Source organism: Marinobacter sp. MA, from assembly GCF_048298425.1.
Classification (GTDB): Bacteria; Pseudomonadota; Gammaproteobacteria; order Pseudomonadales; family Oleiphilaceae; genus Marinobacter; species Marinobacter salsuginis.
On record NZ_CP103058.1, the window covers coordinates 1,353,273 to 1,379,334 of the forward strand.

The following is a 26,062-nucleotide window of genomic DNA, read 5'->3' on the forward strand; positions in this document are numbered from 1 at the left end:
CTAACCTACCGAGCGCTATCGCTTGGGCAGCGCATCATCAATGTCGACGATTCTACGGTCATAGAAGAAATGCCGGTTGGGCTGATAAGACTCCGGAAGTGTGTATCCGTTGGTCTTGAGCACCAGGATCTGTGAAACCAGCTTCCAGCCCATGGCGTTGGTGTTGTAAAGCACCTCGCCACAGTCAGCACAGAACACGCGTGTCATGCGTTTGGAAGGGTGCTGGAATGTTTTCACACTCGGCTCGCCCTTTGTCACCGAAACCTGCTCTGCTTCCCAGGCCAGCACTGAGTGATAGGGGACCTGAAGCAGGTCTCGGCAATCTTCACAGTGGCAGAAAGCGTGGACTTTTGGTGCACCGGTCATGGTGACTTCCACTTTGCCGCAGTCGCAATGTACTTGATGTGTTTCAGTCATGGTGCTTTCCTCCCAACTAAAAACGTTGAATTCGCACTAGCGTTGCTCCGGATGAAACCGATAAAGGCGGGGGATCATGCGGAGCACATCGAGCGATCGAGCCATAAGCGGCTCCGATTGCTCATGGTTTGTCCTCAACAATGATTGCAACCACTTCGCTCTCGCCACTGTTAGTGACCTGATGGGTCCAGGCCTCGTGCCACATCACGTGTCCATCAGGCACATTTGCCTGAAATGATTCTCCGCCAGGCTGGGTGATGGTGAGTTGGCCGCCTTTCTGGAAGTAGACCGTTTCATTGTGATGGCGGTGCATGGCGTCTGATTCACCGGGCTGCAGTACCATCTTCAGCACTAACACATGCTCATTCTCTTTGAGCACGCTGTAATACTCGGGGGAGGCCACGTGCGCGGCCTGGTCCGCCTGGCTTTCTGCGGTGGCGCCTCCGGTGGCCGCCAGAAAGGCGGCGCCGAAAAGCAGGTTCCGTAGATTGGTGCTGGGCATGGCTGCCTCCTTTAAGCGGTTGGAATTTCGGCAGCAAGGTGGGTCCGAAAACGCTGGAAATCCGACTCCACCTGCGGATTTTTCATAACGTCGTAGCAGGCGAAGGTGTTCAACGCTTCCATGCCGAAGAAGCGGAAGTTCATGTGCATAGGGAATAGCAGGTCGTCCACGCTTCCGCCGCGGAAGAGATATTCATCCGGGTTATTGAAGGCTTCTTCGGGGGCATTGAAAGTGAGTGAAAGCAGGTATTTTTTGCCCTGCAGCGTGCCGCCATTGCCGTAATTTGCCTTGGGTGCTTCTTCGGTGCGGCCATCGCCGTTGCACAAGGCGCCGCCCATACCGGCGGTGTACACTTCGTCCATGTACTTCTTGAAGCTCCAGGGCACGCCCATCCAGTTAACCGGGGTTTGCAGCAGGATGATGTCTGCCCACTGGTGGTTTTCCAGCTCCTGGTCCACGTCCCAGCCTTTATCGACTTCCACGATTCTTGTCTGATGCCCGTCGGCAGTGAGCAACTCGTCGGCCATCTGGACCAGAGTTCCGTTGAGTTTGCCTTCTGCGAAGGGATAGTAATGGTGCGCATTGATGATGAGGATATTGCTCATCGGAACCTCCGACTGTGGTAACGAATGTAGTGCTGGTATACTATGGTTACCTGTAAACGGCGATCAATTAGTATACTTTTGGTAACCTCATACCAGGTGCTGGAGAAAGGATGGAAAGTCGCGTAGAAACAGACGATTACGGTCGGAAAAAAGTTTTCAACGCCTGCATGGAACCCTGCGCTATTGAAAGGGGCATGCGCATCATCGGCGGAAAATGGACCGGCTCCATCATTTATCACCTGAAAGACGGCCCGGTGCGCTTCAACGACCTTGCCCGCATGCTCGGTGGTGCCAGCAAGAAGATGATTGATCAGCGCCTCAAGGAGCTGGAGTCGCGGGAGATGGTGGTGAGAAAGGTCATCAATGATCGGCCAGTCGCGGCCACTTACGAGTTGACCGATTTTGGCCGCAGCGCGCTGAAGATCCTTGACGACCTGAGGGTGTGGTCGGAGAAATACGATATCAGCTAGCTTGTTGTGCTCCAGCCAATTTCAACGTCATTTCTCCGGCTGAGATTTCCTCGCACCCCGTAGTGTTCTGACCCGCCCACAGGGGCGAAAAGTCCCCCTTTCCGCGCTTTTCAGCCTCCGATCTCAAGGGCGCCAGCGCAGCTGTGGCATTGGGAAAGTCCGGCACGCGCGTACTGAGAGGGCCTTGCTCTCTGATAAGCCGGTTGACGATGCCGCGCGCCGGGCGACCGGAAAATACGTTGGTGATTTCGGTGTGGGACGCCTGCTCGGACCGGAGCGCGGCACGGTGGATGGCACTGGTTTTTGCTTCGGTGCAGAGAAGGTAAGCAGTACCGACCTGGGCGGCGACGGCACCCAGTTTCGTGGCTGCTTCGACGCCTTCCGCGGAGGCAATACCCCCTGCAGCAATGACAGGAATTTTGACCCTGGATACGATTTGGGGGAGCAACGCAAAGGTACCCATGTGCAGACCAAGGTCGTCAGACAGAAAGTGGCCTCGATGGCCACCGGCCTCGAGCCCCTGTGCAATGATGGCGTCTGCGCCTCGCTCCTCCAGCCACAAGGCTTCGGCCACCGTGGTGGCACTGGCCAGTACCTTCACGCCGCGGGATTTTATATAGGCCAGCAAGTCGGGGGCCGGTAAGCCGAAGTGAAAGCTCACTACCGCAGGCTTCAATTCAGCCACCAGATCGGCAGTTGGTTCATCAAAGGGTCGACGGCTTGCGCCGCCGGCGTCATCGGTCGCGTCCAGCCCCAGCTCTCCGTAGTAAGGTTGCAGGCTTTGTCGCCAGGCCGCTTCTTTCTCCGGGTCTTCCGGTGGCTGGGTGTGGCAGAAGAAATTCAGGTTGAAGGGCCGGTCGGTCGCGGCTCTTATGCTGGCGACTTCTTCGCGTATTTTGTCACCTGTGAGCATGGCGCAGGGGAGCGAACCCAGCCCTCCCGCTTTGGAAACCGCGATGGTCAACGCGCTGTCCTGCACGCCGGCCATGGGTGCCTGAATCACTGGGTATTCCACGTTCAGTAATTCCCTGAGGGTGGTCATTGTAAGTGTTGCTCCCCTGTTTGTTGGTTATCGTTTTCGCAGATTGGTGACGGTTTCCCCTTTCACGCCCCAGTTGTCAGTCGACACTTCGTCGATAACCACGTGGGTGGCGTCAGGATTCTTGTTCAGGACATCGACCAGTAGCTGCGTTGTTCCCTGAATTAATTGGCGTTTCTGTTCGACGGTTACGTTGTCGTCGGTGACTTTGATATTGACATAAGGCATTCGAAATTCCTCTCGTTAAATAATTTCGGGTTTTCGGTCAGTCGGTGGCTGGCGCGTACATTTTGTTCACGATCTTCCAGACACCGTCTTCTCTAAGGAAGCCCAGATAGTCGGTAAAGTTGCCGTGGGGCAGGGGGCACGCCACTTTCACCATGGCCTGGTTTCCGGCCAGTTCCACCTGGAGGATGCGATAGTCCTCCGGGTGTCCGATGTTCGCGGGTATTGGTCGCGTTGCGACATCGGCCAGCCATTCGTCCAGTGTGCGCCGCAGGCCGGGTGCCTTGAGTACACAGTCTCTGTGAAACAACGGCGCGAGTCGTTCGGCATTCCCGGTGTGAAGCCCCTGAAAATATTCATTCACCATGGCTTCGAGTTGAGTCTGTGCGGTTTCCATCTACGCTGCGGCCCCCGCGCTGTATGCCTCTTCCCGCTGCAGGGCAAGTTGCATGCTGTCTCGCTTCAATACGGCATCCACCATCTGCCGGCTGCGCGGGCCGAGTACGATATCCACGGGGAAGAAGTCGCCCCAACGGGAGTACACGGCCAGCAGAATGTCGGCGGCGGAGATGTCATGCCCCCCGAGGTACGGCATGTGCTCCAGCTTCGCTTCCACCACCTGCCACAGTTTGTTGATGGCCACCGCCGCAGAATCGAAAACCTGCTGTCTGGCTGCTGCATCGTTCACGTTGGCCTGGGCAAAGAACAGGCGGCCGTAGGCGGGATGCATGGTGGCGTTTGCGAATAGCATATTTTCGATGGCCTGATGCCGCGCGTCCCCGCTTTCAGCGATCAGGTTGTTCTTATGCTTGTTGAGCAGATGGAGGATGATCGCCACGCCCTCGTTCAGCACCATGTCGCCGTCGACCAGTACTGGCACGGTTCCGGCGGGGTTCAGGGTTTCAAAGTGGTCGGCTTCCAGCTTGTGAACCAGGGTGCTTTCCTGGTTGAGCTCGTTGAGAATCGCCTGCGTGGCCAGTGAACAGGCGCCGGGAATGAAGTACAGGGTGTACATATAAAACCTCGTTTGTTGGGTTATTGCGTGACTGCAAGTGAAGTTTGGCGCTTCCCTTCGTGTTCTTAAATGGCAATAATGTTTTATCAGTATCAACAAATTGGAAACAGTAAGGCCGGGCAGTATGGACAAATTGCGGGCAATGCGGATGTTTGTGCGGGTGGTGGATGCCGGTAGCTTTACCAGTGTGGCCAACGAGCTGAATGTAACCACCTCGATGATCAGCAAGGAGATAGGGCGGCTGGAGGAGGATTTGGGCGTGAGGCTGCTGCATAGATCCACCCGTGGACAGCAATTGACGTCCATTGGTGAGGGATACCTGGAGCGGTGCCGGGAATTGCTGGTTCAGGTAGATGATGCGGACGCTTATGTGCAGCACATGCAGGACAACCCGCGCGGCAAGTTACGCATCAACGCCCCTATGGCGTTGGGCATTACCGATCTGTCGCAACTGTTCTCTGCCTACATGAAGCAATACCCGGACGTGGAGCTGGACATACAGCTGGGAGACGAAAGCCTGGATTTGATCGAGCATGGGTTCGATCTGGGGTTTCGGGCGTCCAGCCAGATGCTTGATTCCAACTATGTAGGCAAACCGCTGGTCCGTTTTACCTACAAGGTGTGCGCCTCACCCGGGTACCTGGAGAGCCATCCGCCGATTCGTGATGTCGACGATCTGGCCGCCCATAACTGTTTTGTGTACAGCTATTTCAAATCGGGAAATTTCTGGCCGCTGGCGCAGGGTATTACCGTCGGTGGTTCCCTCAAGGTGAACAGCACGTTGTTCATGAAACAGGTGATTGAGGACGGGCTGGGGATCGGTTTTCTTCCCAGCTTTGTGGCCAGGGAAAGTATAGAACAGGGCAAGTTGGTGGAAGTGCTGCCGGAGGCTAGCCGCCCGGACCTTACGCTTTATGCGCTCTATCCCAACCGGCAGTTTACGCAGCCGAAACTGCTCAGCTGCATCGAGTTTCTGCAGTCCTGGTTTCTGTCCAGGGATTTCGACTAGGATCAAATACGCGAGGAAGTGAATCGCGAAACCAAGGATCAACATTACTGAAGGATGTACCATCTCACAGTCTGAAACCCACGCATTGACCAACATCGGAGAATTCAAACGATATGAATACAGCGCCAACACCATACCCAATCGGCACTCCTGGCACCCCATGGGGGGAGGCGGAACGCGCCGAGTGGTTGTCACGGCAGACCCGTCAGCGCAGTTACGAGGCGGAGGTGTTGAGTGTAATCGAGCGCCTTCGCTCGCGCTTCGATGTGGAAGAGTACGGCGCTCTGGATTACGGCCCGGATTATTACCGGCTGATGGCGATTCGCAGCCGTGACTGGAACGAGGATTTGCCGGTGGTACTGATCACGGGCGGGGTTCACGGGTATGAAACCAGCGGGGTGCATGGGGCGCTGCAGTTCCTTGATAAACACGCGGCGGAGTATGCGGGCCGCGTGAACCTGCTGGTTGCGCCCTGCGTGAGTCCCTGGGCGTATGAGCGTATTCATCGCTGGAACCGCAATGCCATCGACCCCAACCGTTCCTTCCACGAGGGAAGTCGGGCGGAGGAGTCAGCCGCACTCATGCGATTGGTCGCGCCTATCCGTGACAGTGTTCTGATTCATATCGATCTTCATGAAACCACTGATACCGACGAATCAGAATTTCGGCCGGCCCTGGCAGCCCGCGACGGCAAGCCGTTCGAGCCGGCAGGAATTCCCGATGGCTTTTATGTGGTTGATGACAGTGAGAACCCGAAACCCGATTTTCAGCAGGCGGTGATCAAGGCGGTGGAGCAGGTGACGCACATTGCGCCAGCGGATGAGAATGGCGAGATCTTCGGCTCCAAGGTCGTTGCGCGGGGCGTGATTGAGTACCCACTTACCCAGTGGGGCCTGTGCGCCGGCATGACTCGGGCGCCCTACCGAACCACTACCGAGGTTTATCCGGATAGCCCGCGAGTTACCCCCGAGCAATGCAATGCCGCGCAGGCTACTGCGGTTTGCGCGGCCATCGATTACGGGCTGGCCCATTCAGACACCGCCAAATGATGTACTGAGTCGGCATGGAAGAATAAGTTAATTAGACTTCCTGAAAAGCTGACCCCAAAAACAAGGCGAACTTCATGGATTCTTCTGAAAAGAAGCTGGCGCTCGGACTTTTTCAGATAATCGAGCGTATTCTGCTGTTCCTGGTTGTATTGATGACGCTTGGTGGGGTGGCCTTCGAGCTTCATTCGCTGTACGTCGCCCAAAGCATCAATCTCGCAGACATTCTGCTGATGTTTCTGTACCTGGAGGTCATCGGCATGGTGGCCGTGTTTTACTCGGACCGGCGATCAGCTTCTGTCTTCCCGATCTACATTGCCATCACGGCATTGGCCCGACTGATCATTCTTCAAGGCAAGGATATGGCACCCGAGAACATTCTCTACGAAGCCATCGCGATTCTGATTCTTGCCATTGCAGCGTTTGTAATGACCCGGCTCAACCAGGTTCGCAAATACGACGATTAGCCCGGTTCTGATAAATAGGGCTTTGCCAGCGCCTCAAGTTTTTCTTCTCTGAGTTCGCCGATGGCATCCCAGATCTGCTCGGAGAGCTCTGGGTGGGCTGCTTTGAATTGGCGCGAAAGCATCAGGTAGTAGGGTTTGGTCTTGAGGGGCGGGGCGATCCGGACAATACCCTCCAACTGGTCGGGATTGTTGGCCAACAGATAATCGGCGGTCACCGATTGCAGCGCCACGGCTTTTACACGCTTCGCCTTGAGTAACTGCAGACTTTGCATCGAGCTGCGGACTTTGATCACGGAGACGCCAAGATTCTCAAGATCGTTCACGATTGAGTAACCGAGTGGGGCGCCAATGCTGATGTCCGGATCTTCGAACGCTTCGCCGTTCCAGCCGATTTCAGTGTTGGGCAGGGTATAGAGATAGTAGCTAATGGTGGTCAGGCGGCGTGAGGGATCAACCTGGCCATCCTCCCAGGGGTATTCGCCAATGCGGGTACGCGAGGTGTTGAAAGAGGCGTTGAATATCCCGTCTACCTGGCCGGTTTTGAGCATCGTGAGGCAACGCTTCCAGGGATAGCGGCTGAATCTGATCTGCAGGCCAGGTATCCGTTCCTCAAGCATTTTGACCAGTTCAACCGCGGCGCCGGGCTTGTCCAGAACCCGTTGGGTGTCACCCATGTAGTATGGGAACTGGGTCTTATCTTCATAGGCAACATGCAGCACGGTATCTGCCGCCGCCGGACGGCTTGCACTCAGGGTAAGACCCGCCAACAGAGCAAAAGCGAGAACGACCTGAATACAAGCTTTCATGAGCATACTCAAAATGTTTGAGGGAACCCGCTTAGCTTAGTTCGCGGGTGATTTTTTTCCATTCTTCCCGGAATTCAGGCGCCTGCAGAACCGACGAGTCAGTTCTGCAGGCGAATATCATCCTTCCAGCGAAAGCCAACACCACCGGCTTGCCACACGCCGTCTTTGTTGAACGGATGGGGGCCGGCCATATTAATGTACTGCGGTAGACCGAAGTGAGGCGACAGATTGCGAGGGGCCTTTATGGTAACCCGGTCCATAATGCGCAGACCCTGTTGCTCTGCCGGCAGGTGGGCCTCCGGTGAGGCCCGGTGGGCCACCGCCCAGTTGTCGATAAACAGCAGATCGCCGGTGTCGTACTCGTAGCGAATGCCGTAGCCGTCCTCGAAGGAATTGTTCAGCAAATCGTTGTAGTCGTTGAACAGTTCTTTCATGGCCGCTTCGTCCAGCAGGCGGAAACTGTCTGCATGTGCGGGGAGAGTTTTGAGTTGGTCGATGGTCAGTCCTTCATCCGGCAGGCGTTCGATGACGGCGCCGGTCATGCCCAGGTGCAGCCACACGCTTTTGCGGCTGGAAATCGGATGCGTATGAACCACGGGGTGTGTGACGCTGGACGCGGAGTTAACCGAGACAAGGCGTTCCCAGAAGTCCTGTTTCTCCGGCGGCAGTGAATCGAACGCGGCCCCTTGGTGAGCGAAATGGGTACCGCCGCCGTTTTCCGGTGCGCGAGCCATGTAGTAGGCGCTGTGGGAAAAGGTAGCGGCTTCAAAACTGCCGTCGTTGTGCCATTGGGGACCGACGCCGAGGATGCCCTGGCGGCCATCGTTCGAGCAGCGGAAGATGTGCCGGTTCCGGCCGGGCGTTGCCGGATGAACACCGTGGGTGGAGTGGATTTCACGGCCGCCCCACCACTTGCAGGCATCAATCAGTTCTTCGGGCGATAGACCGGCCTGGTGTTTGAAAACGATGAATCCGCGATTGGCCATTTCCTCTTCCAGGGCCTTGATGGCGGGCTCTGGCAGTTGGTTGCGCACGTCGGCACCGTAGATTTCAACGCCGATGGGATCCAGTGGCTTAAGCGACAAACCGTGCTGTTCAAGCAGGGTCACGTTCTCCGGGTTCAGGGCCGCTACCGTGGAGGTGGGTTCGCGGGGTATTTCCTGGGTCTGTGCCATAGCCGTCACTACCATGCTGCTCGCTTTGCAGACAGCCTAACCCAGCGGGTTTTGGGAATTCAAACCTGAATAATCTCTGTACATGTCTTCAGCTGGGCGGGCCGCGCTTTCACCCGGCAAGACCAATTCGCGTTTGCCTTCGTAGATGCGGCCTCTAGACTGTTATAGGTAACCAAGACCAGAGGAATGGCCGTGACTCCCAAAACCCTTATTCGCCGCACACTGACATTGTTCACTTTCGTGATGTCCGGATCTTTGTTGGCTGCCGACCCAGTGGTGGTGTCTTCGAAGATTGACACCGAAGGCTCGGTATTAGGCCAGATGGTATTGCAGTCCCTCGAGGGAGCCGGTATTCCGGTTGAAAACAGGCTTCAGCTGGGCGGTACGAGCATTGTCCGCAATGCCATCAAGGCCGGGGAAATCGACATTTATCCGGAGTACACCGGCAACGCTGCCTTCTTCCACGATCAGGCCGACCGGGATATCTGGAAGGATGCCGAAAAAGCTTACCAGGAGGCCGCTCGCCTGGATAAAGAGGCACACAACATTGTCTGGCTGGAACCGGCAGAGGCCAATAACACCTGGGCCATGAGCGTACGTGGAGATCTGGCCCGTGAGAACAACCTTGCCACGCTGGAGGATCTGGCGCGCTATATCAATGAAGGCGGTGCCTTCAAGTTTGCAGCCAGCGCCGAGTTTGTGGAATCCGCCAGTGCCCTGCCGGCGTTCCAGGAGGCCTATGGCTTCAAGCTTGAATCCGATCAGCTTTTGATTCTTTCAGGTGGTAATACGGCGGCCACACTCCGTGCGGCGGCGTTGAACAATAGCGACGTGAACGGGGCCATGACATACGGTACCGATGGCGGCCTGGATGCGCTGGATCTGAAGGTGATGGAAGATACCGCGGGCGTTCAGCCGGTGTACCAGCCTGCGCCCATCGTGCGTGGCGAGGTGCTGGCAACCTACCCGCAGATCCGGGAGGTGCTCACTCCCATCTTCGAGTCGCTGGATCTCGAAACCCTGCAGCGCCTGAATGGCCAGGTAGCGGTAAACGGGGTGCCGGCGGATACTGTCGCGCGGGATTACCTGGATTCCCTCGCCCGGGACTGAGGTTTGTCGATTTTCAGCTCCGTTACTCCGAATGCCATGCCGAACCGTGTCCTGCCCGTGCTAGGGTGTCTTGCCCTGGCGCTGGTCTGGTTACTCGACTTGGGCGTGATCCAACCCAACCGGATTGTCCCGGGTACCGGGCACGGCCTGTTGTCGGCTCTCGGCGGAGCCGGGGCTGGCCTGGTCTCGCTGATCCTGGCCGGTTGCGTCTTGCTGTCTCTTCTGCCGCTGCGCCGCCGATACCTGCCGCTGCTGGCTCTGGTAGGACTCTCACTGGCGCTGTTGCCACTGCAGCTTGAGGTCTTTGCAAGCCGGCATCTGCCAGAGAACGCTCCTTATGCACGATCCTCCATCGGTGCCGGTTTCTGGTGTTTGCTGTTTCTGCTGTCCCTGATGCTGATCGAAATCCTCGGGCGCCTTGGAAGCGGGCGAGGGCTGCAGTTGCTGATTCTGGCCTTTGTCAGCGGAAGCTGGCTGTGGTTCCTGAGGGGTGATGGCCTTGAGAGTCTGTCTCTGGTTCGGGAGTTCAATGCCCGGCCAGACAAGTTTGAGCAAGCATTCTGGACCCATCTGGCTTTGGCATTCGGGGCCGTCAGCATAAGTGCTGGCCTGGCGTTTTTCCTTGCCGTGAAGATGATTCGTAGCGTTGCCTGGCGCCGGCCCATCCTCGGTGCCGTCAGCTTCCTGCAGACCATTCCCAGCCTGGCGGTGTTCGGTTTGCTGATCGCACCGCTGAGCGCGTTGGCGGCTGCCTTCCCGGCACTCCAGGCGATGGGAATCCGCGGAATTGGCTGGGCGCCGGCTTTGCTGGCGCTGGTGGCCTACAGTCTTCTGCCGATGGTGCGCAATACCTTTGTGGCGCTCACTGAAGTGCCCGAAAGCCTCTCCGATGCAGGGCGAGGAATGGGAATGAATGAACGGCAGCTGTTTTTCAAACTGAAGCTGCCGCTGGCACTGCCGGTGATTGTGGAGGGCGTTCGCATTACCACGATTCAGGCCATTGGCCTGACGGCGGTTGCCGCACTGATCGGCGCTGGCGGTTTCGGCAGCTTTATCTTTCAGGGCCTGGGGCAGGCGGCGATGGACCTGGTTTTGCTGGGCGCCTTGCCAACGATTGCACTTGCGCTGCTGGCGGATGCCTTGCTCACAATGCTGGCGGCGAGTCTTAAACCGACACCGGCGACGGCCTGACAGAGAAAGGATAAGCCCGGATGATCGAACTGAAAAACGTAACCCGCCGCTTCGGTGATACTGTGGCCGTGGACCGCATCAACCTCACGGTCGAAACCGGGGAAGTATGCGTGCTGGTGGGCAGCTCGGGCTGCGGCAAGTCCACCACCTTGCGGATGATCAACCAGTTGCTGCGCCACAGCGAGGGCGAGATTCTGGTGGATGGCAAGGATGTGACCGCCATGAACCCGGAGCAACTGCGGTTGAACATGGGGTACGTTATCCAGGGCACCGGGCTGTTTCCGCACTGGACGGTGGCCCGCAACATCGCAATGGTGCCCCAGCTTCTGAAATGGCCACGGGAGCAGATCGACGAACGTGTTCATGAGCTGTTGACGCTGCTGGACCTGGACCCGGCCGTCCATGCCAACAAGTATCCCCAGCAATTGTCCGGCGGCCAGGCCCAACGAGTGGGGGTTGCCAGGGCACTGGCGGCCAATCCCAATATTCTGTTGATGGACGAACCCTTTGGCGCCCTGGATGCCATCACGCGGGAGAACCTGCAGCTGGAAATGCTACGCATCCAGAGACAGTTGAAAAAAACCACCGTGTTCGTCACCCACGATATCGACGAGGCCCTGAGACTGGCGACTCGAATCGCCGTAATGGACCGGGGCAGTATCATTCAGCACGACACGCCAGAGAATATCCTCCGGCGACCGGCCTCCGAGTTTGTCGAGAACCTGGTGGGCAAGCAGGACCGGGGACTAAAACTGATGAGCCTGCGAAGCGTGCGTGACCTGATGCAAGCATACCCACAGCCGAGGCAACCGGAACCCGGAGCCGATGGTCTCAAGGAAGACGACAGTCTGAGGGTGGCCCTGTCGATCATGCTCTGGCAGAACTGGAACCAGGTGCCCGTTTTCAATGCCGAGGGCCAGGAAACCGGAACCATCACACGTGAACGCATTATCCAGGAAGGTGCCTGATGCGGATCTGGGTGCCTCCGGTATTGCTGACCGCGCTGCTGTGCGCCCTGAGCGCGGGCATGCCGGCTCTGGAGCCTCTATTCGAATGGGTGCAGCCGGACAAACAGAACGTCATCTATGAGCGGGAGAGCTTCCTGTTTCTGCTTCAGAACCATCTGATGCTAGTGGTGATTTCTGCGCTTGTGGGCACGGTTGCTGCGGTAGCGGGGGGAATCTTCGCCACCCGGTCTTCTGGCCGGGATTTTCTGCCACTGGTGAGCCAGATTGCGTCCATTGGTCAGACCTTCCCGCCGGTGGCGGTTCTGGCCCTGGCGGTGCCGGTTCTTGGCTTCGGCGAGGCGCCGATTCTAGTCGCACTGATTCTGTATGGCCTGTTGCCCATTTTGCGCAACACCCTGGCAGGCCTTGAGGGGGTTGAAACCACCGTCAGGCAGGCAGCCTTGGGCATGGGCATGTCGCCGTTGCAGGTGCTTCTGCAGGTGGAACTGCCGCTGGCGGGCAGGGTGATTCTGGCCGGCATTCGCACTTCGGTGACGATCAACATTGCCACCGCGGCCATCGGCTCAACCATTGGGGCCCGAACCCTGGGTGATCCGGTGATTGCCGGTCTGGTGAACGGCAACACGGCCTACGTGCTGCAGGGTGCGATTCTGATTGGGCTCTTGGCGCTCACCGTGGATAGCCTGTTTGAAGCAGCAGAGCGGGTCTGGGATCGCCGGTTTCTGCCCCAAGCTGCCGGCTGATAGCGTTCGTCCGATCGGCTCACCGCTTTAAAAACCTTGCGTGGATGTCTAGGCTGACGGAGAGGCACAGCGCAAGGAGTACAGCGGAATGAAGTTTCCCTCGAGCACATCATTTGCACTCCTCGGCGCAGCACTGATCGCGATCAGTTACGGGCTTGCGCGTTTCGCGTTTGGTTTGTTTGTGCCCCCGATTCGGGACGATCTCGATCTGGCACCGGATGTGATAGGTATCATCGGTGCGCTGCCGCTGATCAGTTTCGTTTTCGCGACCATGGTTGCGCCGCTCTCCGCGAATCGGCTTGGCGCCCGCAATACCGCCATGGCCTCCGGTATTTTTGGTGTTGTTGGCCTGGCCCTGATCAGCCAGGCCGCGGGCGCACTGTCCCTCGGCATTGGCGTTGTCCTGTGTGGTATCTGTACGGGCCTGATGATGCCAGCGCTCACGGCCGCCATGCAGGCGCTGGTCAGACGCTCCCTCCACGGCCGGGTCAGCTCGGTGATGAACGCGGGCACGAGTGTGGGTGTCATGGTCGCTGTACCAACCATTCTTTTCCTGGCCGGTGCCTGGCGCTATGCCTACGCGTTCTTTGCGGTGCTGGCGGTTATTGGCGTGATTGCCACCTGGTTCTTCATCCCCTCGGTTTCACGTGTGGTTCCCGCCAATGCCGCGCCCGTGCAGCCAATCAGTGCGGATCAGTGGTGGCGACTGCTCCGGCTGTCTTTGTTCGCCTTCATGATGGGGTTTGTGTCTGCCGCCTTCTGGATTTTCGCGCCGGACCTTGTCGTTAACCTCGGATCCATGCCCTCCGATGCCACCGGCTGGCTATGGTTGGGTGTTGGCCTCGCAGGTCTGGGCGGCGCGGTGGTGGCCGATCTGGCAGACCGGAACAATCCGCCGGTTACCCAGGCCCTGATGCTGATGACATTGGCTGCGAGCCTGGCGTTGCTGGCAGCCAGCCCGGACAACCTGGTGATTTCGGCGTTTTCTGCTCTGGTTTTTGGCCTGGCCTATATGAGTCTGACCGGCCTGTATCTGATGACCGGCATTCGCCTGTTGCCGGGGCGGCTGTCCATGGGGCCGGTGCTGCCATTTATCGCCGTATCCCTGGGCCAGGCGGCTGGCTCGCCAGTGGTTGGTCTGCTGGTCGGCGGCGTGGGTTACGCCGATGCCTTTGCCATGTTTTGCTCTATCGGCATCGTTGTGGCCATGCTGTCTCCCTTCTATCCGCGGTATCTCGAGTATGAGCCGGAGGAGGAGACTGAAGAGGATACCGGTCTGCAGGCCGCCTATGACTACCAGCTTCAGGACGAGGAGGGCGAGCCCTACTCGCCGATTAGCGGAAAGACTGAGAGCTACTAGGCTGCACCGCTTCAGCGTCTAGTCCGGTGACCCGTCGGTGGGCGCTGCCCAGCTGGTATAGCCAAGGTCCATCACGCGGGCGACTTCCTCATCCGGTATGGCCGAAAGGTCGCCAAGCTCCAGTGGGTCGAAGTGGAAGGCATAGAGGCGGGAAGTGAACTCTGCAATAGGCAGGGACGCTTCGCCTCGAAATTCGCCGTTGCCGTGGGTTGAGCAGGTAATGCCCTGGCCCCAGTTCTGGCCGCTGTCGTTGTTTGGGTTGAAGAAATAGACCCGCATTTCGTTTTTTGGGCTCAGGGCAACCCGCAGTATGTTAATGGCGTGGCGGCCGACGAATCGGGCGGCGCTGTCGGTAACAGCAATGCCGGCGGGCTGGGCGTGAATCACCGGGATGTTGCCGTTGTAGAAAGGGTGATAACTGGCGTAGAAATGCCGGATAAAACCCTCATAGTCGTGCACCTCTCCGGTTTTTACATCGGTGACCGCGCGGAAACCATGGCTCACCCACCAGCCGTAGAATTCCGGGTTGATCCAGCGGTGGGCATCCTCATCCCGGTTCTCACAGCGGCGCCACATTTCGCCGTAAAGGCGGTCCAGATGGGGGATGAGAACCAGCGAGACCGGGTCGACATCCACGGGCGTTCCTTTCACGAGCCCCGGCTCCAGATCCCGGGATGATACCTCCTGGCCCTCGAATCGACTGAGTACCTCATTGTCCCGAGCCGCCCAGGCCAGAACCTGCAGCAGGTAATCCGCCTCGTTCGATGCCCACATGGAAAGGCCAATGGCAGACTGGCAGGTGGGGTTGTTGCCCTGGCCAACACCCAGTGGCTGTCCCAGAAGATTGATAACACCGGCGAGCAGGAAAACCCGCGGCGGCCGCGCATCGCCGAATGTCTCTGCCAGGGCCTGGTTGGTTTCGGCAGACGGCTGGAGCTTGATTTGCCGCCATAACGCCTGGGCCACGGAGGGGGTAAACAGCGACCCGCGCTCCAGCATCATGGTCAGGCCATACACGGCCTGGCAGGTTTCGGGGTAAATGGCCTCGTCAATCAGGGCATGAACCAGCTCGGTGTAGCAGTAAAGATCGTCCAGGCCGGTCATGGTCAGGCCCAGGGTGTTGGGGATCAGTTCGTCCTGGCCGGTATCGCGGAGAAACCTGAGCATCACCGCATGGTAGGGGGAGGCCAGGCCTGTATCGAACATGCTGCGGGCAAAACTGCTGGCTTCGGAGGACAGCGCCAGGTCATCCATATCTTTCAGGCGTTGCTCGTAAACCGCAAGGCCCGGGTCCTCCGCACTGGCGGGGGTAGGGGCAAACAGTGCTCTCACCAGCCGGGTGGCGTCGGAATTTCCCCGGGTTTTCATCTCGGGGTCATACAGGCACTTGGCAATCTGCCCGATCATCTCGCAGATGCTGTCCACTTGCACTGGCCCCTGGTCCAGCAAGCGCCACACTTCATCCACCAGGCTGTCCAGAAGGCTTTCGTAGCCGAGGTGAGAGACCAGATAGCGATAGAGTTCGAGGACGATGGTGCCGAGTTGCTTCGGACGTTCCCGATCGGCTTCGGTGAGTTGGCCAGACAGCAGATCCAGGTTCAGGGCCATCACCTGGGTGAGGAAGTGCCGCGCCTGTTCCGCAGAGATGCCGGGGTGGAAATAGTCGCCCCGGGTAACGGCCAGCATCCGCAGCTCGCTGAGCGCCTCCACAATGGTGGTGACCGCACCGGCCGCCCGAAGCGAATGTTTTGCCAGGGCGGGTTGCAACAGGGCTGGCCGGGCCCAGTCACTGGTTCCGAAAATACCGGCGGATTCCAGTGAGCGAACCCTGCGGTACAGGGCGTCGAACCCGCCTGGCAGGGTCATCAGCAGTCTGGAACGCTCCAGTACGCCAAGACTGGACGCCTTCGGATCGGCGCGGCGGGCGCGGGCAAACTCTGCCAGCGCCATGTCAAACTGCATCAGTGCCGGCTTGAGCGCAGGATCTGGGTCTTGGCGCTCCATAGCGTTGGCTCCCTTGCGGTTTTATCCGCCCTGACGAAAGCGTTGGATAAAGGCTTCAGACTCCGCGATTGACTGTTCCATATTGCGAATCAGGGAATCCACATCCTGCCGGATACTCACCAGTTCGTTTTCCAGTGAGCCGATCGCCTGGGCGTTCAGGTTGTGTTTAAGATACAGCACCTGGTCTTCAAATGCCTGTAATACCGGTTCCATGCGATCCTCGGCATCGTGCATTCGGCTGATCAGCTGGCTGTACTGAACACGGGTATCCTTCAGTTGCTGCTCACTGCTGCGGCGCAGTGAGGCGCTCTCGTAGAGGCTGAGCTCGTCTTCCCATTCATCAAACAGGTCCTCGGCGACTTCTTCCACCTTGTCGATCCGGTCTCTAACCTCTTCGGCACTCGCCAGGCTGTCTTCGTAGGCATCGCTGATTTCGGCATATTGTTCCTTGAGCTCGGTGTCAGGCGTGTCCACCACACTCTGGAAACTCTCAAGCGAAGAACGGAAGGTTTCCTGGGCGTCGTTCTGGCTGTCCCGGGCATCTTCGACCCGATCTACCAGTATGTCCCGCTTTTCATACCCGAATTTTTCCATGGTTTTGTAGTACACCGTGGAACACCCGCCCAGCAGCACAGTGGCAAACAATAACAACCAGAAACGCTGGATGCTGGTTTGTGTCTTCGGGAAGTCGGTAGCGGGTCTGGGCATAGAGGCGTCTCCGGTTGCATGCTAATCAGAGAAGTGAAGCATGGCGATGGAGCGCTGACAAGCACGGATTCGGCCCGCTTTTGCTGGTGCTGTTAACAACAAACCCCGGCGCGGAGCCGGGGTCTGTGAATTCAACCAGGAAGAAAGGCTGATTATTTCTTCAGTCCCATTTCCTCGATCGAGATCTCGCGCATCTTGAACTTCTGGATCTTCCCGGTGACGGTCATCGGGAATTCGTCCACGAATTTGTAGTTCTTGGGGATCTTGAAGTGGGCAATCTTGCCTTTGCAGAAGGCCTGCAGGTCCTCTGCGGTGACGGGCGCCGCTTCCGGTGCCAGCTTCACCCAGGCAATCAGCTCTTCGCCGTATTTGTCATCGGGAATGCCGGTTACCTGCACTTCTTCGATGGCCGGGTGGGTGTAGAGGAACTCTTCGATTTCTTTCGGGTAGATGTTCTCACCACCGCGGATGACCATGTCCTTGATGCGGCCAACGATCTGGATGTAGCCCTCTTCGTCCATGGTGGCCAGGTCGCCGGTGTGCATCCAGCCGGCATCGTCGATGGCTTCGCGGGTTTTCTCTTCGTTGTTCCAGTACTTCAGCATCACGCTGTAGCCACGGGTGCACAGCTCACCGATCTCACCGCGCGGGACCACGTTGCCGGTGCCCGGATCCACAATCTTGGTTTCCAGGTGCGGCTGGGTGCGGCCCACGGTGGTGACCTGCTTCTCGAACGGGTCGAGGGAGCTGGTCTGGGTGGAAACCGGGCTGGTTTCGGTCATGCCGTAGGCAATCTGAACCTCTTTCATGTTCATCTTGCCGTTGACCTTCTTCATCACCTCGGCCGGGCAGATGGAGCCGGCCATGATGCCGGTGCGCAGGGTGGAGAGATCGTAGGTCTCGAACTCGGGCTCGGCCAGTTCGGCGATGAACATGGTGGGTACACCGTACAGCGCGGTAGCCTTTTCCTGGTGCACGGCCTGCAGCACGGACTTGGGCTCGAAGCCTTCGCCCGGATAGATCATGGTGGAGCCGTGGGTGATGCAGCCCAGGTTGCCCATGACCATACCGAAGCAGTGGTACAGGGGCACCGGAATCACCAGGCGATCTTTCTCGGTGAACAGCTGGCTTTCGGCCACGAAATACCCGTTGTTCAGGATGTTGTGATGGGTGAGGGTGGCGCCTTTCGGGTTACCGGTGGTGCCGGAGGTGAACTGGATATTGATGGGATCATCGAATTGCAGTTCGCCCTGGCGCTTCACCAGATCTTCCTGGGAGACTTCGCTTGCGAAGCCGAGGAATTCTTTCCAGGTCCACATGCCATCGTGTTTGTCTTCGTGAACGTTGATCACGGCACGCAGTTCCGGAACGTGGTCGGCTTTGAGTTTGCCCGGGGCGCTACGCTTCAGTTCCGGGGCCAGCTCGTAGATCATTTCACGGTAGTTGGAGGCCTTGAAGCTGTCAGCGGTGACCAGCACGGTGATTCCGGCCAGGTTCAGGGCGTATTGCAGTTCGTGCACGCCGTAAGCCGGGTTGATGTTTACCAGGATGGCGCCGACTTTGGCAGTAGCGAACTGGGTAACGGTCCACTCGTAGCGGTTGGGGGACCAGATGCCCACTCGGTCGCCGCGTTTTACGCCAATGGCCATGAAGGCGCGGGCGGCTTCGTCGACCTTTTCAACAAACTCTTTGTAGGTCCAGCGAATGCTCTGGTGCAGGCACACCAGGGCTTCGTTGTCCGGGTACTTTTCGGCGGTGCGGTCGAGCATTTCACCGATGGTCATGCCCAGCAGGGGCACTTCCGCGGTTCCGCTGGTATAGCTTGGTAGAGTCTTGCTCATATCTCTGCCTCCATTGTTTTTGTATTCGAGGGCGAGCAGGGTGGTGTACCTGCTAGCGACTCTGACTGTGATATTCGGGGTTAGGTTGCATATCGCTGGCAATCGCCACGCGGTTGGACATGTTGTAGAAACCGATCAGGTTACTGAGATCCCAGATGCCGCGGTCGCTGAGTCCGGCATCCCGCAGGGACTGGATGTCGTCCTCGGTAACAGTGGCCGGCGAGCGGGTCAGGTGGGACGCAAAATCCAGCATGGCCCGCTGGCGCTTGTCGAGTTTGGCGCTGCGGTAGTTCATCACCATGTGCTCACCCAACTGGGGATCACCGCTCAGGACGCGTACGGCGGCGCCGTGGGCGACCAGGCAGTAGAAGCATTTGTTCTCGGAGGAGACCACCACGGCAACCATTTCCCGCTCCAGTTTGGAGAGTTCACCTTCGCCGAGCATAAGCTCGTTGTAGAGGCGGGTGAAGCCCTCAAGCTGTTTGAGGTTCTGGCTGTAGGCGGTGAGTACGTTCGGGATCATGCCCAGCTTTTCCTGGCAGATCTGGAAGTACTTCTGGGTGTCTTCCGGCATGTCGCTGATCTCGGGAATTGGCAGATCCAGTGCGACCACATTCTTGTTGCTCATGACTACTCCTGGTTTTAACAGTTACCGCCCAGTGCCTGGCCGACCTTGGAACCGTTGTGGCGGTTCAGTTGGCCGCAGATCCAGTCGCCGGTGGCGACCAGTTTGTCCAGATCGACACCCGTTTCGATGCCCAGACCGTTCAGCAGGTATAGCACGTCTTCGGTAGCGACGTTGCCCGATGCGCCTTTGGCATAGGGGCAGCCGCCGAGGCCAGCGACGGAGGCATCGATCACTGATACACCTTCTTCGAGCACCGCGTAGAGGTTGGCCAGCGCTTGGCCGTATGTGTCGTGGAAGTGGGCGGCCAGTTTTTCCATGGGTACGTGGGCGGCGACGGCTTCGAGCATGCGTTTGGCTTTCAGCGGCGTGCCGACGCCGATGGTGTCGCCCAGGGAGATTTCGTGGCAGCCCATGTCGTAAAGGGCTTTGGCCACGGTGGCCACCTGCTCGGGTGCAATGTCGCCTTCGTACGGGCAACCCATCACGGTGGAAACGTAACCGCGCACGGGGATGCCGTGTTTGCGGGCTTCTTCCACCACCGGGGCGAAGCGCTCAAGGCTTTCGGCGATGGTGCAGTTGATGTTCTTTTTGGTGAAGGATTCGGACGCGGCGCCGAAGACGGCGACCTCGTCGGCCTTCGCCGCCAGTGCGCCTTCGAACCCTTTCAGGTTCGGGGTCAGGGCAGAGTAGCGAACGCCGGCCTTGCGGTTGATGCTGGCCATTACTTCGGCGGCATCGCCCATCTGTGGCACCCATTTCGGGGACACGAAGCTGGCGGCCTCGATGTGGCTCAGGCCGCTGTCTGCCAGGCGGTCGATCAGCCCGGTTTTGATGGCTGTGGCGATCACCGGGCCGGGCTCATTCTGGAGTCCGTCCCGGGGGCTCATCTCAACCAGGCGAACCTGTTTGGGAAAGGCCATCAGCCTGCCTCCTCTTCATCTACTTCAATGGCAATCAGTTCGGCACCTTCGGACACCTGATCTCCTTCGGCGAAGAAGATTTCGGTAACCACGCCGTCGGCCGGGGCCTTGATGGCGTGTTCCATCTTCATGGCTTCCATGATCACCAGGCTCTGACCGGCGGTGACCTTGTCACCCACCTTGGCCTGCACGGCCACGATGGCGCCGTTCATGGGTGCGGCCAGGCTGCCTTCGCCGGCCATTTCCTCGAAGCCGTAGCTTTCCTTGTACACGGTGCAGTTGAAGGTGTCGCCTTCGTAGAACAGCACCAGCTGGTCGTTGTGCAGGTTGCCGTGGATGCTGATGCGGTGGCCGTTGATAACGGCCTGCAGGTAGTCATCGTCCAGTCGGGCAGTAAGGTTGTATACGCTGTCGCCCACGAACACCTGATAGCGGTCGTCGCGTTCCAGCACCTTCAGGTCGTGAATCTCTTCACCCACCTGCAGCTGCAGTGGCTGGGCGAACTCGGAGTTCATGCGCCAGCTGTTCTGGCGGCCGAACGGCGACCAGGGGTCGGTGCTGACCACTTCCCGGGATTTGCGCTGTTCCAGAACAAAACCGGCGGCCAGTACCAGGGCCTTGTGGGTATCCAGCTTGGATTTCGGGAACAGCAGTTCCCGGTGATCCTCAATGAAACCGGTGGTCAGGTCGGCTTCCCGGAACGGCTGTGCGTCGGCCAGGGCGTGCAGGAACCGGATATTGGTCTTCACGCCGGCGATGCGGTAGTGCTCCAGGGCCTGGACCATGCGGTTGATGGCCTGGTCGCGGGTTTCGTCCCACACGATCAGTTTGGCGATCATGGGGTCGTAGTGGATGCTGATGTCGTCGCCTTCGGTCACACCGGTATCCACCCGCACATGGGCGCTTTCGTCCGGTGTGCTCAGGTAGCGCAGGTTGCCGGTGGCCGGCAGGAAATCCTGGTCCGGGTCTTCGGCGTAGATCCGTGCTTCCAGGGCATGACCACGGGTTTTCACCTGGGACTGCTCCAGCGGCAGGGGCTCGCCCCAGGCCACTTTCAGCTGCCATTCCACCAGATCCTGGCCGGTGACCATTTCGGTAACCGGGTGCTCGACCTGCAGGCGGGTGTTCATTTCCATGAAGAAGAAGGAACCGTCGACGTCGTACAGGAATTCGACGGTGCCGGCTCCCACATAGTTGATGGCCTGGGCAGCGCGCACGGCCGCTTCACCCATGGCCTTGCGGGTATCTTCGCTCAGGCCGGGAGCAGGGGCTTCTTCCAGGACTTTCTGGTGGCGGCGCTGCACGGAGCAGTCACGCTCGGCCAGGTACACGCCCTTGCCGTCCTGATCACAGAACACCTGAATTTCCACGTGCCGGGGCTGGGTCAGGTAGCGTTCGATGAGCATGTCCGGGTTGCCGAAGGCGTTCTGTGCTTCACGCTTGGCGGCCGCCAGGGCATCGTCAAATTCGCCCATGCTGTTGACCACGCGCATGCCTTTACCACCGCCGCCGGCAACGGCCTTGAGCAGCAGCGGGAAGCCGCATTTCTCGGCTTCGGCCCGCAGGGTTTCAACGGACTGGTCATCGCCATGGTAACCGGGCACCAGGGGAACACCGGCTTCTTCCATGATGGCCTTGGCTGCAGACTTGGAGCCCATGGCGGCAATGGCTGAAGAGGGCGGACCGATGAAGACAATGTTGTTGGCTTCGCAGGCTTCCGCGAACGCGGTATTTTCCGAGAGGAAACCGTAGCCCGGGTGAACGGCCTGGGCACCACTCTTCTTGGCAATCTCGATGATCTTTTCGGCGCGCAGGTAGCTCTCGGAGCTGGGGGCGGGCCCGATGTGGAAGGCTTCGTCGGCCATGGCCACGTGCCGGGCATTGGCGTCGGCGTCGGAATAGACGGCGACGACCCGAATGCCCATGCGGTGGGCGGTTTGTATGATCCGGCAGGCGATTTCGCCCCGGTTGGCGATCAGAATCTTGCTGAACATTGTTATTCTTCCTCCGGAACCCAGTTGGCCTTGCGCTTGTTCAGGAAGGCGCTGAGCCCTTCCTGCCCTTCTTCACCCACCCGGATATCCGCGATGCGGTGTGCGGTGTCATCAATCACGTCGTCGTTGATCGGTTTGTGGCTGACGGCGAATACCAGATCCTTGGCGGCTTTCATCGCTTCGGGCCCGTTCATGGCCAGTTGCTGGAGCATCTCGTTGCAGCGGGCTTCCATGGCTTCGACATCGTCACAGACGATGTGGACAAGGCCGTATTCCTGAGCTTGCTTTGCGGTAAACACTTCGGCAGAGATGAAATACCGCCGGGCCTGGCGCTCGCCGATGGCGCGCACCACGTAGGGGCTGATCACCGCCGGAATCAGGCCAAGCTTCACTTCGCTGAGACAGAAGCTGGATTTCTCGGTAGCGATCACGATATCGCAGCAGGCGGCAAGGCCCACCGCGCCACCGAAGGCCGCACCCTGTACCAGGCCAATAACCGGCTTGGACAGGTGGTTGAGGACGTTCATCAGCCGCGCCAGTTCCCGCGAATCGTCGAGGTTTTCCTGGCGGGTGTTCTCAGCCATGCGACGCATCCAGCCAAGGTCGGCCCCGGCGGAGAAGTGTTTGCCTTCGGAGCGCAGGATGACCACTTTCAAGCTTTCGTCGGCGTTCACGTCGGTGAGGGTGGTGATCAGCTGCTGGATGATTACATCGTCAAAGGCGTTGCGCTTGTCAGGGCGGTTGAGAACCACCTCGGCAATGCCTTCGGACCGGTGTCTGAGCAGAACTGCGGATTCGTTGTCTGTCATGTCAGTCTCCCCGATTACATCCGGAACACGCCAAAGCGCGTTGGCTTGGCGGGTCGGTTAAGGGTGGCAGACAGGCTCAGGGCAACCACTTCCCGGGTCTGGGCCGGGTCGATGACGCCGTCGTCCCACAGGCGGGCACTGGCGTAGTAGGGGTGGCCCTGCTCTTCGTATTTGTCGATGACCGGTTTCTTGAACTGGGCTTCTTCCTCGGCGCTCCATTCCTGGCCTTTGCGCTCCATGCCTTCGCGCTTTACCTGGGCCAGTACGCCGGCAGCCTGCTCGCCGCCCATGACCGAGATTCGAGCGTTCGGCCACATCCAGAGGAAATCCGGGCTGTAGGCACGGCCGCACATGCCGTAGTTGCCCGCGCCAAAGGAACCGCCGATCAGCACGGTAATCTTGGGTACGTTGGCACAAGCCACGGCCATAACCATCTTGGCGCCGTGCTTGGCGATGCCTTCGGATTCGTATTTCTGGCCGACCATGAATCCGGTGATGTTCTGAAGGAACAGCAGCGGGATGTTGCGCTGACAGCACAATTCAACGAAGTGGGCGCCTTTCTGGGCCGCTTCGCTGAACAGGATGCCGTTGTTGGCGATGATGCCCACGGGATAGCCGTGAATGTGGGCGAAGCCGGTGACCAGGGTCTGGCCGTAGTAGCGTTTGAATTCGTCAAACTCGGAACCGTCTACGGTGCGGGCGATCACGTCGCGCACGTCGAACTGTTTGCGCAGGTCGGTGCCGACAATGCCGTAGATTTCTTCAGCGTCGTACAGCGGCGCCTTCGGCTTGCGGATTTCCACATCCGTTGGCTTGCGACGGTTCAGGTTGGAGACGCTGCGCCGGGCGATTTCCAGGGCGTGGGCGTCGTTTTCGGCGTAATGGTCGGCAACACCGGAGATTTTACAGTGTACGTCGGCGCCACCGAGGTCTTCGGCGCTGACCACTTCACCGGTGGCCGCTTTTACCAGTGGCGGTCCGGCCAGGAAGATGGTGCCCTGGTTGCGGACGATAATGGATTCGTCGGCCATGGCGGGCACGTAGGCGCCACCGGCGGTGCACAGGCCCATGACGACGGCGATCTGCGGGATGTCGTCGGCGGACATGCGGGCCTGGTTGTAGAAGATGCGGCCGAAGTGGTCGCGATCCGGGAAGACTTCGTCCTGGCGGGGCAGGTTGGCACCGCCGGAGTCGACCAGGTAGATGCACGGCAGGCGGTTCTGCAGGGCAATTTCCTGGGCGCGCAGGTGTTTCTTGACCGTCAGCGGGTAGTAGCTTCCGCCTTTTACGGTGGCGTCGTTGGCGATGATCATGCATTCGGTGCCGGAGACGCGGCCCACGCCGGCGATCACGCCTGCTGCGGGGACTTCTTCATCGTAGACGTTGTAGGCGGCGAACTGGCCGATTTCCAGGAACGGGGAACCGTCGTCCAGGAGGCGGTTGATGCGCTCTCTTGGGAGTAGTTTGCCACGGGCGATGTGGCGCTCCTGGTAGGAGGGGCCGCCGCCTTGCTGGATGGTGGCGACTTTGTCGCGCAGGTCGGCGACGGCCTTGGCCATGGATTCCTGGTTGGCCTGGAACTCTTCGGACCTGGGGTTAATCTTGCTTTGCAGTATTGTCATTGTTTCGGGCCTCGAGGTTCGGGGCGGCGGGACTGGCAGGCTGTCTTTCCGGGAACCGCTACGAGCACATCCATGTGCGCTTGACGTCGGCCATCCATGGCCGCCGACATTCCCGGAAAGACACCCTGCCACTCCCTCGTTTTAACTTGGGAGCAGGCCGTCCCCGGTGCAGGGTTGAACGGCCTCGCCTTGTAACGGCTGCTTACTTGTTCAGGTACAGCTCACGACCGATCAGCATCCGGCGGATCTCGGACGTGCCCGCGCCGATCTCATACAGTTTGGCGTCGCGCAGCAGGCGGCCTGTCGGGTATTCGTTGATGTAGCCGTTACCGCCGAGCAGCTGGATGGCGTCCAGGGCGATTTTGGTGGCCATTTCGGCGGAGTAGAGGATCGCGCCGGCCGCGTCTTTCCGGGTGGTTTCAGCGCCGCGGTCGGCGGACATGGCAACCATATAGACGTAGGATTTGGCGGTGTTCATCCAGGTGTACATGTCGGCAACTTTGCCCTGTACCAGTTCGAATTCGCCGATGGCCTGGCCGAACTGTTTGCGCTCGCGGATGTAGGGAACGACCACGTCCATGGCAGCCTGCATGATGCCCAGCGGGCCGCCGGAAAGAACGAGACGCTCGTAGTCGAGGCCGCTCATAAGAACCCGTGCGCCGTTGCCTTCGCCGCCCAGTACGTTTTCCTTGGGTACTTTGCAGTCTTCGAACACCAGTTCGCAGGTGTTGGAGCCACGCATGCCGAGCTTGTCGAGTTTCTGGTGGCGGCTGAAGCCCGGGTAGTCTCGCTCTACGATGAAGGCGGTCACGCCGCGTGAGCCGGCCTGAGTGTCGGTCTTGGCGTAGATGACGTAGGTGTGGGCGTCCGGACCGTTGGTGATCCACATTTTGTTGCCGTTGAGAACGTAGTGGTCACCGGCGTCTTTGGCGCTCAGTTTCATGGAGATAACGTCGGAACCGGCGTTGGGCTCAGACATGGCCAGGGCGCCGATGTGCTCGCCGCTTACCAGTTTTGGCAGGTATTTCTGTTTCTGTTCTTCGGTGCCGTTGCGGTGAATCTGGTTCACACACAGGTTGGAGTGGGCACCGTAGGAGAGGCCAACGGAGGCGGAAGCACGGCTGATTTCTTCCATGGCGATCACGTGGGCGAGGTAGCCCATGTCGGAGCCGCCGTACTCTTCTTTCACGGTGATACCCAGCAGGCCCATGTCGCCCATTTTCCGCCACAGGTCCATGGGGAATTCGTTGTTACGATCGATTTCCTCGGCGCGCGGCGCGATTTCTGCAGCGGCAAAGCCGTTGACCTGCTCGCGGAGCATATCGAGGGTTTCGCCGAGGCCGAAGTTGAGCTCTGAGTACTGTGATTTCATCGTTGGCTACCTTTGA

At 59.0% G+C, this 26,062-nt stretch carries 27 protein-coding genes; 9 read left to right on the plus strand and 18 right to left on the minus strand.

The genetic code is table 11. The features are described from left to right. Positions 1–15: 15 nt before the first annotated feature. The 3 genes from NUW46_RS06400 to NUW46_RS06410 all read right to left on the minus strand — a co-directional run bounded on the left by NUW46_RS06400 (position 16) and on the right by NUW46_RS06410 (position 1,524). The gene (locus NUW46_RS06400) at positions 16–417 is read right to left on the minus strand and encodes a GFA family protein (RefSeq protein WP_418141677.1); all 402 of its coding nucleotides are present in this window, start codon (positions 415–417) and stop codon (positions 16–18) included. A gap of 121 nt (positions 418–538) precedes the next feature. Further along, positions 539–919 carry a cupin domain-containing protein gene (locus NUW46_RS06405; RefSeq protein WP_418141678.1) on the minus strand — a complete coding sequence of 127 codons (381 nt, stop codon included), beginning with the start codon at positions 917–919 and terminating at the stop codon, positions 539–541. An 11-nt stretch (positions 920–930) separates the two neighbouring features. Further along, positions 931–1,524: an NAD(P)H-dependent oxidoreductase gene (locus NUW46_RS06410; RefSeq protein WP_418141679.1), complete on the minus strand. Its 594-nt coding sequence runs from the start codon at positions 1,522–1,524 to the stop codon at positions 931–933. 110 nt (positions 1,525–1,634) lie between these two features. Here NUW46_RS06410 and NUW46_RS06415 point away from each other — a divergent pair, with 110 nt between their 5' ends. Then, entirely contained in the window at positions 1,635–1,994 is a 360-nt protein-coding gene (locus tag NUW46_RS06415) for a winged helix-turn-helix transcriptional regulator (protein WP_418141680.1), read from the plus strand. Here the strand turns inward: NUW46_RS06415 and NUW46_RS06420 are convergent. Genes NUW46_RS06420 through NUW46_RS06435 form a run of 4 tightly spaced genes read right to left on the minus strand, consistent with a single transcriptional unit; the run spans position 1,987 to position 4,273 of the window. Beyond that, entirely contained in the window at positions 1,987–3,036 is a 1,050-nt protein-coding gene (locus NUW46_RS06420; protein ID WP_418141681.1) for an NAD(P)H-dependent flavin oxidoreductase, read from the minus strand. The genes NUW46_RS06415 and NUW46_RS06420 overlap by 8 nt on opposite strands. A 27-nt stretch (positions 3,037–3,063) precedes the next feature. Next, complete coding sequence (locus tag NUW46_RS06425) at positions 3,064–3,261, minus strand: tautomerase family protein (RefSeq protein WP_136631951.1); 198 nt, start codon at positions 3,259–3,261, stop codon at positions 3,064–3,066. Between the two features lie 37 nt (positions 3,262–3,298). Continuing rightward, entirely contained in the window at positions 3,299–3,655 is a 357-nt protein-coding gene (locus NUW46_RS06430) for a nuclear transport factor 2 family protein (RefSeq protein WP_418141682.1), read from the minus strand. Beyond that, complete coding sequence (locus NUW46_RS06435) at positions 3,656–4,273, minus strand: glutathione S-transferase (protein ID WP_349343594.1); 618 nt, start codon at positions 4,271–4,273, stop codon at positions 3,656–3,658. Between the two features lie 124 nt (positions 4,274–4,397). Between NUW46_RS06435 and NUW46_RS06440 the strand changes: the two genes are divergently transcribed. The 3 genes from NUW46_RS06440 (at position 4,398) to NUW46_RS06450 (ending at position 6,795) form a co-directional block, all read left to right on the plus strand. Then, complete coding sequence (locus NUW46_RS06440) at positions 4,398–5,282, plus strand: LysR family transcriptional regulator (RefSeq protein WP_418141683.1); 885 nt, start codon at positions 4,398–4,400, stop codon at positions 5,280–5,282. 113 nt (positions 5,283–5,395) lie between these two features. Continuing rightward, on the plus strand, positions 5,396–6,331 hold the full coding sequence (locus NUW46_RS06445) for a M14 family metallopeptidase (protein ID WP_418141684.1): 936 nt from the start codon (positions 5,396–5,398) through the stop codon (positions 6,329–6,331). A gap of 74 nt (positions 6,332–6,405) precedes the next feature. Continuing rightward, positions 6,406–6,795 carry a phosphate-starvation-inducible PsiE family protein gene (locus NUW46_RS06450; RefSeq protein ID WP_418141685.1) on the plus strand — a complete coding sequence of 130 codons (390 nt, stop codon included), beginning with the start codon at positions 6,406–6,408 and terminating at the stop codon, positions 6,793–6,795. Here NUW46_RS06450 and NUW46_RS06455 read toward each other — a convergent pair. Both NUW46_RS06455 and NUW46_RS06460 read right to left on the minus strand, forming a co-directional pair. Further along, positions 6,792–7,601, minus strand: a complete 810-nt coding sequence (locus tag NUW46_RS06455; protein WP_349343592.1) for a substrate-binding periplasmic protein — start codon at positions 7,599–7,601, stop codon at positions 6,792–6,794. The two genes, NUW46_RS06450 and NUW46_RS06455, sit on opposite strands and share 4 nt — an antisense overlap. A gap of 98 nt (positions 7,602–7,699) precedes the next feature. Further along, positions 7,700–8,776 carry a TauD/TfdA dioxygenase family protein gene (locus tag NUW46_RS06460; RefSeq protein WP_418141686.1) on the minus strand — a complete coding sequence of 359 codons (1,077 nt, stop codon included), beginning with the start codon at positions 8,774–8,776 and terminating at the stop codon, positions 7,700–7,702. Positions 8,777–8,962: 186 nt separating this feature from the next. On the opposite strand from NUW46_RS06460, the gene NUW46_RS06465 reads away from it, so the two are divergent. The 5 genes from NUW46_RS06465 (at position 8,963) to NUW46_RS06485 (ending at position 14,148) form a co-directional block, all read left to right on the plus strand. After that, on the plus strand, positions 8,963–9,886 hold the full coding sequence (locus NUW46_RS06465; RefSeq protein ID WP_418141687.1) for an ABC transporter substrate-binding protein: 924 nt from the start codon (positions 8,963–8,965) through the stop codon (positions 9,884–9,886). A gap of 36 nt (positions 9,887–9,922) precedes the next feature. Next, positions 9,923–11,077, plus strand: a complete 1,155-nt coding sequence (locus NUW46_RS06470) for an ABC transporter permease (protein WP_418142017.1) — start codon at positions 9,923–9,925, stop codon at positions 11,075–11,077. A gap of 20 nt (positions 11,078–11,097) precedes the next feature. Next, entirely contained in the window at positions 11,098–12,045 is a 948-nt protein-coding gene (locus NUW46_RS06475) for an ABC transporter ATP-binding protein (RefSeq protein WP_418141688.1), read from the plus strand. Beyond that, on the plus strand, positions 12,045–12,788 hold the full coding sequence (locus NUW46_RS06480; protein ID WP_418141689.1) for an ABC transporter permease: 744 nt from the start codon (positions 12,045–12,047) through the stop codon (positions 12,786–12,788). The genes NUW46_RS06475 and NUW46_RS06480 overlap by 1 nt, the downstream gene beginning before the upstream one ends. A gap of 88 nt (positions 12,789–12,876) precedes the next feature. Then, complete coding sequence (locus NUW46_RS06485) at positions 12,877–14,148, plus strand: MFS transporter (protein WP_418141690.1); 1,272 nt, start codon at positions 12,877–12,879, stop codon at positions 14,146–14,148. An 18-nt stretch (positions 14,149–14,166) separates the two neighbouring features. Here the strand turns inward: NUW46_RS06485 and NUW46_RS06490 are convergent, their stop codons facing one another. From NUW46_RS06490 to NUW46_RS06530, 9 genes are all read right to left on the minus strand, one after another. Then, a complete protein-coding gene (locus NUW46_RS06490; RefSeq protein ID WP_418141691.1) occupies positions 14,167–16,152 on the minus strand; it encodes a hypothetical protein in 1,986 nt (661 codons plus the stop codon). Positions 16,153–16,173: 21 nt separating this feature from the next. Continuing rightward, positions 16,174–16,860, minus strand: coding sequence for a DUF2959 domain-containing protein (locus tag NUW46_RS06495; RefSeq protein ID WP_418141692.1), 687 nt, complete (start codon positions 16,858–16,860; stop codon positions 16,174–16,176). A 152-nt stretch (positions 16,861–17,012) separates the two neighbouring features. Continuing rightward, positions 17,013–18,701, minus strand: a complete 1,689-nt coding sequence (locus NUW46_RS06500; protein ID WP_418141693.1) for an AMP-binding protein — start codon at positions 18,699–18,701, stop codon at positions 17,013–17,015. A 52-nt stretch (positions 18,702–18,753) separates the two neighbouring features. After that, entirely contained in the window at positions 18,754–19,329 is a 576-nt protein-coding gene (locus NUW46_RS06505) for a peroxidase-related enzyme (protein WP_418141694.1), read from the minus strand. Positions 19,330–19,343: 14 nt separating this feature from the next. Next, entirely contained in the window at positions 19,344–20,249 is a 906-nt protein-coding gene (locus tag NUW46_RS06510; protein ID WP_069183913.1) for a hydroxymethylglutaryl-CoA lyase, read from the minus strand. After that, a complete protein-coding gene (locus tag NUW46_RS06515; RefSeq protein WP_418141695.1) occupies positions 20,249–22,243 on the minus strand; it encodes an acetyl/propionyl/methylcrotonyl-CoA carboxylase subunit alpha in 1,995 nt (664 codons plus the stop codon). Before NUW46_RS06515 ends, NUW46_RS06510 begins: the two co-directional genes overlap by 1 nt. Positions 22,244–22,245: 2 nt before the next feature. Further along, entirely contained in the window at positions 22,246–23,052 is an 807-nt protein-coding gene (locus NUW46_RS06520; RefSeq protein ID WP_418141696.1) for an enoyl-CoA hydratase-related protein, read from the minus strand. A 14-nt stretch (positions 23,053–23,066) separates the two neighbouring features. Further along, positions 23,067–24,674 carry a carboxyl transferase domain-containing protein gene (locus NUW46_RS06525; protein WP_069183910.1) on the minus strand — a complete coding sequence of 536 codons (1,608 nt, stop codon included), beginning with the start codon at positions 24,672–24,674 and terminating at the stop codon, positions 23,067–23,069. 202 nt (positions 24,675–24,876) lie between these two features. Then, entirely contained in the window at positions 24,877–26,046 is a 1,170-nt protein-coding gene (locus NUW46_RS06530) for an isovaleryl-CoA dehydrogenase (RefSeq protein WP_069183909.1), read from the minus strand. Between the last annotated feature and the right edge of the window lie 16 nt (positions 26,047–26,062).